The 10,784-nt window shown below is 42.4% G+C and carries 4 protein-coding genes; 1 reads left to right on the top strand and 3 read right to left on the bottom strand.

Translation table 11 applies throughout. From position 1 onward, the window contains the following. Positions 1–224: 224 nt before the first annotated feature. Both Q0954_RS14005 and Q0954_RS14000 read right to left on the bottom strand, forming a co-directional pair. The gene (locus Q0954_RS14005) at positions 225–5,783 is read right to left on the bottom strand and encodes a hypothetical protein (RefSeq protein WP_299457859.1); all 5,559 of its coding nucleotides are present in this window, start codon (positions 5,781–5,783) and stop codon (positions 225–227) included. Between the two features lie 207 nt (positions 5,784–5,990). Next, complete coding sequence (locus Q0954_RS14000) at positions 5,991–6,845, bottom strand: response regulator (RefSeq protein ID WP_299457858.1); 855 nt, start codon at positions 6,843–6,845, stop codon at positions 5,991–5,993. A 249-nt stretch (positions 6,846–7,094) separates the two neighbouring features. On the opposite strand from Q0954_RS14000, the gene Q0954_RS13995 reads away from it, so the two are divergent. Next, positions 7,095–9,905 (top strand): tetratricopeptide repeat-containing sensor histidine kinase, encoded by a 2,811-nt coding sequence (locus Q0954_RS13995; protein ID WP_299457857.1) that lies wholly within the window; start codon positions 7,095–7,097, stop codon positions 9,903–9,905. A 175-nt stretch (positions 9,906–10,080) separates the two neighbouring features. Here the strand turns inward: Q0954_RS13995 and Q0954_RS13990 are convergent, their stop codons facing one another. Next, entirely contained in the window at positions 10,081–10,776 is a 696-nt protein-coding gene (locus tag Q0954_RS13990) for an ABC transporter ATP-binding protein (RefSeq protein WP_299457856.1), read from the bottom strand. Positions 10,777–10,784: the final 8 nt, after the last annotated feature.

The following is a 10,784-nucleotide window of genomic DNA, read 5'->3' as shown; positions in this document are numbered from 1 at the left end:
TTTGATAACCGACCAACGGGAGCTCAACGAAGGTAATCAGTAATCAACTTTGACTAAAATCACTGCGGAGTATTGATTTGTATAAAGAAGTTTTTACGCTTCCTAATTAACCCAAGTTGCAGTATATAAACTGTAAAAGCTTAAATTCCAGCTATTTATATATTTTAGGCACGAATATAACTGGCACTTGAAGCTTGTCGCTTATACCTCGCAACTTCAATTAATTATCGAGGATTCAATATTTGAAAGTGATCGCCTACATGCACAATATGTAAAACTCGACTTCCCCTGCCTGCAATAAAGTTCATAGCATCGACAGTACTTTTGCCTATTCTTCTCCATACTACCACATTCGCGTTTTGCGTCAATTGCGAAAATATAGCACCAACAATCTCATCACTCGCCTCCAGGTAATTACCTTTTTGTACTTCTTTAGGAAATTGTGTCATAAGAAATTTCCGAATATTCAATACTTGTGTTGAATCCTCTCCAAGCCCTTCTACTATGCAATTAATCAAGCAGTTATGTCCCCGACCAGAAACATTCTGCACATTAAAAGTATAGGGTTGCCCTTGATAAGAGCCTGTAACAAGCGCTCCATCTCTAAACCAGTTATTGGCCCATTTTTCTGCTTCTATAGCCTTCAGAGAACGTCTTCTTTTAATATTGGGGGTTTTAGCCTTGGGCTTAGGAACTGTCGTCTTTTTGGTTTTGTTCTCTAGGTTTAGATTTTTGCTGCTTTTAAGCATTTCTTCTTGGCTGTTTTCTTTGCCATCTGTTGCCTTCTCAGGCTTGTTTGTTGCCGCTTTGTTACGCGGCCAGAGAAAATCGAGGTTATTCTTTACAGCCCATAAAGCACCCTTGAGTTTGTCGATGCCTGCCACACCAGTGTTTTTTACAGTGTTATAGATGTCACTCATATTAATAAAGCCAAACTTCTGGTTTTTGGCAGATGCATTGTGATCAGCTATCTCTTCATTCACCCTTTCTACCACCTCTTCCAGGTCATCAATGACATCTTGCAGGCGGTCTTCCTTCATTTTTTCCTCTATATGGGCTTGCGCCAAAGGCTGCACATCATCTTTGTCACTTTTGTCTTCAAAAGATTTAAACAAAGGATTTCGGTTTGACACCATTTCTTGGGTATACTCTACGAGCTTGTCTAAGCCCAACGGAGTATTAATATACCTACGAATGGCTCGCGCCCCTTCGTTGGCTCTAAATTCAGCGTTGCGTTCTCTAGGGTCTAGCACCTCCTTGTCTTTACTTTGTTCTGAGAGTGGGTTCATTTCCTCCTTCAATACATCGTTGAGCCCGGTCACCTCAAATGTAGTGTTGGTAGCTGCCTTGGTGAGGGCTTTTACCAAAGACGCCGGATTAGTTACCTGGTCTCTAATGTTTCTCCAGGTATCTTCGTTAGGTTTTCCTTTGACAAAGCCCTCCAAGCCTTTGATCACTTCTTTACCCAAGCTACGGGTCATCCCTACCCCTACATACCTTCCTCCATCTTTTACTGCCAACTCAACAGGTTTTTTGCCTCCATCCTTAAGCCCGTTAATGCTATCACCCAACAGTTTAGACTCTTTGATAGCATCACTTAAGAAAAAAGAGCCCATATACATCATCGCTGTCAGAGAGGCCTTGATAGCCTCAAAGCCGGCAAAACCTACATAGTTTTGAATGGTTTCTTTGTCAGGATCCAACGCTTTGTCAATTACTGCCGTTACAAAGCCTGTACCCGCATACAACGCTCCCAACACCAAGTTGTCAATGATGATAGGTACTACACCTACCGAGGCAAAAGGCACTACCCCCACCAATACCACCAGCTCTATAGTTTTTATCAGGTTTTTTCGATAAGTCTTAGACGACTCCTCGAAACCTTCCTGGCGTTTGGTCACATCGTCTTTAAAAGTTTTTTCAAAGTATTCCTTGTCTTGACCCAGGTCTTCAAAAGCATTTTTGGCGTTCACCCCTTGCTCTATATTTCGCATGGCGCTCATAAGGCGTGCCCCTCCTTCTTTATATTCGTCCGACTTGGCGGTGAGCCATTGCCAACTTACCCCTGCGTTCAATGACTTATTTTTGATGCTGGCATGCAGCGTGAGGTAGTTCTCAGACAAGGCAAAAATATCTTCTGCCAAGTAGCCCTCTGCCAGCAAAGTATCTACAAAAGCCTTGTCGTGGGTAGCCGCATCGCTCAAGTGAGTCATTAGGTCTAACACCAAACTCGTATGAGTACTTTCATTGCCTCCATATAACCTTTCCAGTTGTTCCTTGCCAGGCAACGGCAAGTGTTTTTGTCTGACTTCCCGGCTTTGTGTTTCAACCTCTTCTTTTAGCCCCTCTAACTTTTCTTTTTTCTGCTCAAACAAGCCAGGCTCTTTATTTTTCTTAATTTCTTGCTTAAGCTTAGCCATTTGCTCACGCAAATTGTTTCTTTTACCTAAAGCTGTTTTGTGCGATTTATAATCTGTCCATTCGTCCAACAATACCCGCCCATGCAACCCCGTAAAAGTATATTGAGCCAGTTCCTTGTCTTTGCCATCCAGCTTACGAAACCACCTAAACCCTTGCTTGATAATGAAGGGAATGAGCTCCAATGTTCCACCCTGCAAATGCTTTATAGACTTGTTTAATGAGGCTTTTTGGTGGCTTTGGTAGCCCAAAAAAGTGTCTTGAGCAATTCTTTTTTGAGCAGCCTCAGAAAGGGCATCAAATACCTCAAATAGAAAAACTTCTTTTCTTTTTTCATTAAAATCTTGTTTGAGGTAAGGGTTTCGCTGGTAACTTTTTACTACCACCCCCTTTGGCACATAAAACTTATCTCCTGCTTGCCATACCCTCATCATCATGAGCATAATTTCATGGTAGTTTTTGTTGACAGCTACCTTATGCAACCTGCTACACCAAATATTAACTTGACGCCTATACTCTGTGTCGTTTACCACCATCTCATCGTGGGTTGCCAAACTATCCCATCTTTCTTCCTGGGCTTTTCGATCTTGTTTTGCTTGTTCGGCAGCCTTGCCTGCGCCTTTTCCTTTGCCTATGTATTTGGTATAGTAGCCCAGATAGTTTTGAGAAAAATCTTTTGCTTCTACTGGGGTCAATCGGTGTTGCCTTGGGCTACCTTGATTGGGTGGCTTCACCCAGTTTTGCATTTTTTTATAGGCACCCTGACGGTTTTTTTTATCTATGTCTTGCCACTTCAGTTTAGGCTCAAAGCCTATGTGATAAGCAAGGCTGCGAAACAAAGAGCCTACATACTTGACATAGTCCGTTTCACGGGTATGCATCACAGACTGAATAAATTTAAACTCTAAGCCCAGCAACATTTCATCATCTTGTCTTGCCATTGCCAACTCTTTGTCTGACAACGCCAACGCATAGATGTGGGTTTTGCTGGGGTTGAAGGGCTCATTGGCTGTCCATTTTCTCAATCCTTCCATCCGGGTGTAGTTGGTCATTCCAGCACTGCGCCTTAGTTTTAAATAATCATCGCCAATGTCGCTTCCATATTTTAGCTTGCCCAACGCCTCGTATATTTGCTTAGGGAGCATATTTAGCCCTACCAATAGCTTTTCCAACTCACCCAATGCCTGCTCCACCAACCCATCAGCATCTTCGGCACTATCGGCATGCGCAATGGGGTTGTCTACAAAAAGGCTCAAAAACTCCACCCGCATTCGGTCTGATAGCTCCATCATCGATTTAAATATATCTTGCCTGCGATTGACTACATCATAGCGTCCTTTGATCTTTGCCTGAGCCGCCAAATCGCCCAGTAGCTTTACAATTTCTTTGGGGCGTCCCAAGTCTCCTTGACGCACTGCCGACTCAATTCTTGCCAAAATAAGCTGGCTACTTTTTAGATCATTAGCATTGATGTCTAAGGGTCTTTCAGGCTGCTCCTCTTCGGCTGTTTTATCAGCATCAAATCCGGCTGAAATCAACAACCTTAACATATTTCGGTCGCCATCGTGCCACCCCACCTTCACCTTTTTATCTGCCAATGCTTTGGCAGTATAGCGGGTTGGCACATTGACCACCCTGCCTAACCTGGCATCTAAATCATTGGCTGTGGCATTGGGCTTGGGTATCACCAGCTTACTATTCTTTCTCATAAAGAATTCCACTTTTTCGCCCAACACATATTTGCGAATGAGCGGATACCCCCCAAAATAGGTCTTTTCTTCTTTGATGGTATTTTTGAGCCAATCGGCCACTTCCTTTTTGAGGTCTTTCACGTTGCCACTCAACGAAACTATTCCTCTTGGCCCTATCTTGCGCAGGTATTTACTGCCTCCATTGACATAGTGCTTGATGATGCCTTCCAGGTGACGGTCTTTTTGCTCTAGAAACGGAATCTTTTCTTTTCCTTCGTCTCCTTTTGCTTGCAATATGCTTTCTTGCCAACTGGTCAGGGTTTCTTGATGCTTTTGCTTTTCGCCTTCCTCGCCTGTTTTTTCTAGAGCATCCACGTTGTTTTTAATAGCAGCATATTGTTGATTGGCATTTACGTAGTTTCTCACCCGCTGCAGGTTATAAGGGCTCAGGTAACTTTTAAGCCTGGGCTGATAATTGTGCCAAAAATCGAGTAATTCTTTAGGCTCCATTTTTTCTACAAGTCTTACCACTTCAGCCTCATCTGTCCGCAGTTTTTCTGAAGGTACACCTTCGCCCGCTCGTCCCAAAGAGATGGCAATACGCATCGCAGTAGAGGCTTTGCCCTTGTTGTCGAGCAATTCATACAAATACTGCACACGGGTATTATAACGCCAATGCTTCAGGTCATCTTCCTTTTTCGCTCCAAACGCGGCAGCAATGGCTACCCTTAGCGTAATTCTTTGTTTATTTTCGGTGTGGTAAACAAACGCATTTTCTATCTTGCGTACATCAGGACGAGATAACAGGCTCATGACTGGATAAAAATTGGCAGATTTTGGTTTGTTCAGCAACCATTCATACAAATAGGTAACGGCACCCTTTGCTGGCATGTGTACCTCAAATAAGAAGCCCTTGATAGACTCTGCACTGCCTGGCATGCGTTCAGGATGACTCCCCCTTAAATCGTTGGTTTTTCTAAAAGTTTGGTCAAACTCAGTGTGTCTATTTTGTGCTGGATCTACCATTCTGTCAGCCTCATCAACAAACTCTAACCGGCCTTTAGAGGCTCGAATATGTGGCAACTCTTTTTTAAAGTCTTCCAATACTGAAGGAGTTTCAGCAAAGTTTATAGCATTGGCTCTTTCGAGCAAAAAACGAATCATGTGGTCCAGCTCTTGCAAGTTTTCTTGTTGATGAGGGCGTTTATCCTTGTTGACCAATACCACTATATAATCTACCATCATCGCCACCAACGCTTGCAACTCTTGCTGCCTGGTTTCCCTGTTGGCTTCGTCAAAAGCTAATCCATCTCTTAAAAAAGCAAATTTTTGACGATAGTAGGCAAGCCTTGACAATAGCGTATGCACATAGTTTCTTAATGTCAATTGTGGGTTTGCCGCTTCTTGCCCTTGCATGGCATAGCGTGGAAACTCGCCGTTATCGGGCAAGGCTTCTGGCTCACTTTTGATCTCTTCTGCTGAGCGGTCAGAGCTGCTTGAGTCCTTTCTTGACTTGGTTTGCACAGGCGTGTGACTGGTAGAAATCCCCTTGTGTTTGGTTTTGACAGACTTTTGTCTGGCTTTGTGCGTGTTTTGGTGATCCTTGTTTTGACTGTTTTCTTGCTTGTTGGTTTCTGTGGTTTCCTGAACCACAGGAATGAGGCGGTCTGACATAATATCTGCAATGTTTGGTACCTGATTAGTGTTACAAATTAACGCATACCAAGGCAGGTAAGCCATTTTTGAAGCCCTTCAAACACTCTACAAGTAACCCTTCAAATGCCCTTCATGGGGAATTTTGAAAAACAAAAAACCAAGTACCTGTCACGATCTTGGTACTTGGTTCATAAAATAGCCCTGGCTTGGCAAGGAGTGGTTGGCTTAAAACTGCTGCATCAACTTGGGCAGGTCATCTTTGGGCTTCAAGTTTAACTTTTTCTTCATCCGATAACGTGCTGTTTCCAATCCTTTTTTAGAAATATTCAGAATTTGCATGGTTTCTTTGACTGACAAATTCATTTTCATGTAAGCACAAAGTTTTAGCTCGTTGGGGCTCAGCACAGGGTAGTTTTGTTGTAATCGGGCAAAAAAATGAGGGTGTACTTTTTCGAAATGTAATTTAAACTTGTCCCACTGATTGTCCAGACTTAAGCCATTTTGTAAAGTTTTGAGGTAGCTTTTGATTGCATTGTCTTTAGAGGCTATAGGTTGAAGTTTTTTTACTACTCCATCCAGCAACTCGTTTTTTTGAGCTACTTGCAAAGCAATTGTCGACAACTCTCTGTTTTGGGCATCTATGACCGACTGCAACAATATTTTTTCTCTTTGATGGAGTGCACTCATGCGCATGGCTGCCTTAGAGCGTGCCAATAGTTCGATGCGACTAAAAGGCTTGCGAATATAATCTATAGCGCCTGTTTCCAGAGCTTCTTCCAGGTTGCGATCTTCTATTTGGGCACCTGTAGCTATGATAATAGGTATGTGTCGGGTTTCTTCTTGTTTTTTCAAATAACCAATCACTTCCAAGCCAGAGAGCATGGGCATTTCCCAGTCCAGAATAATCAGATCGGGAAGTTCTTCTCTAGCCACCTGATAGGCAATAGAACCATTGCAGGCATTGAGTAATTCGTAAGGTTGGCGGGTGTCATTAAAATATTGAAATATGGTTTCAATGACTGCCGGATTATCATCGGCTACCAATATTTTTTTTCTGAAGGAATGGGGATTCATTGTCATGGGATGCTCTACTTTTGGTTAGTAAGTAAATTATTCAAGTGATAACATTGGTGGTTTGGTTGGGCTACTAAACACCCTGTAATTAAGACAACCACACAACACCAAAGGCAATACAACTCAAAGCCGAAATAAGTTGCCTTGAATTTAAATTTAGCCACAGGCAACCAATCTCACCTAAGGCATGTATTGGGTAAACAAATGCAATCAGGTACATATTCCTAAATCACTTATTTTATGCTTACTAAAACAATGAATACATTTTGTAAATTATGTGTGTTAATATTTATTACCTCACACTATGTTTTTGGTCAAAACCCCCGCACGGTTGATTCTTTGCAAAAAGTGCTGAAAACTACTCTTACCAACCAACAAAAGGTAGATGTATATAATTTGTTGGCAAAAGAATACCGCTACATGGACTCTGCCAGGGTAGCCCACTACACTTCACGGTCCATTAGCTTGTCCAACACCATCCAATATCCTCAAGGGGTGGCCGATGCCTGGTACTACTTGGGCTTTGTAAACCTTGTCAAAGGCAAGCGTGTTGATGCCATGCAGTTTTTTGAAAAGATATTGCGCCTTTCTCAAAAAATAAAGTATAAAGGAGGGGTGGCCAATGCCTACAATGGCATAGGGGCTACTTATTGGTTCAAGGGTAACATGGACAAAGCGCTGGGTTATTACCAAAAATCGCTTAAAATAAGGACCCAAATCAAAGACAAAAAAGGCATGGCATCTACTTGTGTCAACATCGGCACTATTTATAAATATCAAGGCAAAAACACTCAAGCCATCGAGATTTACCACAAGGCGCTACGCATAGAAAAAAAGCTTGTCAACAAAAAAGGAATAGCGAAGTGTTATAGTAGTTTGGCTAACATTTACACCGATGAGGGTGACTACCCTAAAGCACTCAATTTTTATCAACGCGCAGCAAAGCTAGGGAAAGAAGTTAAAGACACCTTGGGCTTGTCAACAATATACAACAACATGGGCATTGTTTATTCACGACAAGGCAACTACCCTAAAGCGATTCTACTTCATCAACGTGCTATTGCCATTGATCAACTCATCAAAGACAAACGAAGCATAGCTGTAAATTACAACAACTTGGGCATTATATATCGGTACCAGGGCAATTATCCCAAAGCTCTAGAGGCTTTTCAAAAATCGCTTATGCTCAGAGAAAAAATAAAAAGTAAACAAGGAATAGCGCAAAGCTTCAATAACATAGGGGACATTTATAAAACACAGGGTGACTATGCCAAGGCATTAGTTTTTTTTCATAAAGCACTCCAGAAATACACGCAAGTCAAATACAAAAGAGGCATAGCCATTAGTTATAACAACTTGGGCATTGTACACGAGCTCAAGGGAAACTATCACAAAGCACTTGCTTATTACCAACAAGCGCTTGCCCTCGAAAAGCAGCTCAAACTCAAAGCAAAAATTGCCGACAGTTATTTGGGCTTGGGAAGGGTGGCATTGTTGCAAAAGCAGTATACAAAAGCCCATGATTTTTTTGAAAAAGCCCTGAAAATGCGTGAAGTAATGGGAGAAAAAGCAATGTCGGCAGAAGCACAAATAAACCTGGGGATGGCTTATTATTCTCAAAAAAACTACTCCAAAGCCCAAGAGTACTTAAACAAGGGGCTACACGCTGCTACTAAAACCGGGATGATTCTTTTTATAAAATATGGGGCAGAGTACCTCGCCAAAACATACCAGGCAACAGGCAAGCCGCAAAAAGCCCTCGAAAACCACATGCTATTTAAACAAATGGCAGACAGTCTTTTAAACAAAAAGAACATTCAAAAGATTGCCCGTTTGGAAACCCAATATATGGCACAAAAACGGGTAGACTCGCTAAAAGTAGTGCAGACCCAAAAAGACCAGCTAATGCAGGCAGACATACGCCGTCGAGAGGCTACCCAAAGGGCTACTTACCTGGGGTTGGGGCTCTCTGCCCTGCTGTTCATCGTGTTGTTGATGTTTTACCGTAGCCAAAAACGCCACAACCGCAAACTTAGCCTGGTCAATGCCGAACTAGAGGAGTCTTACATAACCATTCGAAACAGCGCCCAACTCATTTCTGAACAAAAAAACGATCTTGAGCAAGCCTTGCAAAAGCTTAAAGAGCTGGACAGTTTTAAAGAGAAAATGGTAGGAATGATTGCCCATGACCTCAAGAACCCTCTTCAGGCAATTATGGGGTTTACCCAAGACGCTCACCTGCACCCACAAGCAAACGCTATTCACCAAGCTGCCCAACGCATGTTATTACTCATTTTGAATATGCTCGATGCACAAAAATTTACCAAAACCGAAGTCAAACTCAAAAAATCTACCCAATGCCTGCCTGCACTAGGCAAAACCACCCTTGCACAGGTCGAGTGGTTTGCCCAAGCCAAAAACATTCGACTAGAGCAGTCAGAAACCCAGGAAATGTACTTGCCTTTAGACACCCAGCTGGTATCCAGGGTATTGCTTAATCTTTTGCATAACGCCATCAAGTTTACCCCTAATAACGGGCACATTACCCTACAATACGAAGCAATGCCCGCTACCCAAGAGATAAAAGTGATGGTGAGCGATAATGGAGAGGGTATTGCCCCTGAACACTTGGCAACGATATTTAAGCCTTACCACCAAGCCAATGCCAAACAAGCCTCTACCGGGTTGGGGCTTGCCTTTTGTAAAATGGTGGTAGAAGCTCACCAAGGCAGTATTGGGGTAACATCAACTTTGGGTAAAGGCAGTACTTTTTGGTTTACTTTGCCTATGCCTGAAACCATTCAGCCTACCCAAACATTGGCCAAAGCGTTTGCCCATACAGATGCCTCTGCGTTGTGTCTCACCCCTGAAGATAAGGCGTACTTAAAACCTTATCTCAACAAAATAAAGGAGCATAAGATTTATCATTTTACAAAAATCAAATCCATTCTTCAACAAATAGACGACCACAATCACCCTGACCTGGCTCGCTGGAAAAACACCCTAAAGCAAGCAATGGTTACTGCCAACCAACCACAGTATGAGTCTTTGATTAATATGCATTAAGGAACGTGTTCCTAAGCATTTGTTGTAGTGCATACATACATAAGGCTGCCCCCTCCAAATCAAGTTTGGAGGGGGCAATTTGCTGTGATAAGGTCAATTCAATAAAACAAAGCGCCGATACACATCAACATCTAAGGGCTTGCTGCTTGAAACTATCATTGCTATCAACCCAGTATTACACCGTTTGCAAGTATAGCTCCTCTAGTTCAAGCGCTGTCAAGCTGGCTGCTTCTACCTGAGATACCAAGTTTCCGGCGTTCAGTATTCCGATTTGATGTGCAATTTCTTTAGCACGAAAGATATCGTGAGTAGCCATCAAAATAGCTGTTTTTTGCTGAGCCAACTCTATTAAAATATTTGAAAATTCATTGGCTGCTTTAGGGTCTAGTCCACTCGTAGGCTCATCTAACAACAACGCTTTGGCTTTTTTGCTCAATGCAATTGCAATCCCTACCTTTTGGCGCATCCCCTTCGAATACCCTTTGGTGGATTTTTGGTGAGCATCGTCTTGTAAGCCTACTTTTTTTAAGAAATAGATAAGGTCTTCTTTTGAGTATTGGAAACCTGCCAATGAAGAAAAAAATTTCAGGTTTTGCAAACCCGTGAGGTGAGGGTATAACATGACAGTTTCTGGAATATAAGCCAAGTATTTTTTAGACAAGGCTGGAGATGTAGCTACCGAAGCATCACCCACCAGTGCTTGACCACTGGTGGGTTTTATAAAACCTAAAAAGCAGTTGATGGTAGTCGTTTTGCCTGCACCATTTTGACCAAGCAAAGCAAATATTTCTCCTTCGTTAACGGTGAGATTTAATTGGTTAAGTGCAGTATGATTGCCGTATTTTTTGGTAAGGTCAATAGCTTTAAGCATTATTTCGT

Source organism: uncultured Microscilla sp. (assembly GCF_947493425.1).
Lineage (GTDB): Bacteria > Bacteroidota > Bacteroidia > Cytophagales > Microscillaceae > Microscilla.
This window is presented reverse-complemented; position numbering and strand designations above follow the sequence as displayed.

Bases quoted from the DNA above. Each gene is read 5' to 3' on its own strand.
- Q0954_RS14000 (WP_299457858.1), bottom strand. From the start codon at position 6,845: ATGACAATGAATCCCCATTCCTTCAGAAAAAAAATATTGGTAGCCGAT.
- Q0954_RS13990 (WP_299457856.1), bottom strand. From the start codon at position 10,776: ATGCTTAAAGCTATTGACCTTACCAAAAAATACGGCAATCATACTGCA.
- Q0954_RS14005 (WP_299457859.1), bottom strand. From the start codon at position 5,783: ATGTCAGACCGCCTCATTCCTGTGGTTCAGGAAACCACAGAAACCAAC.
- Q0954_RS13995 (WP_299457857.1), top strand. From the start codon at position 7,095: ATGAATACATTTTGTAAATTATGTGTGTTAATATTTATTACCTCACAC.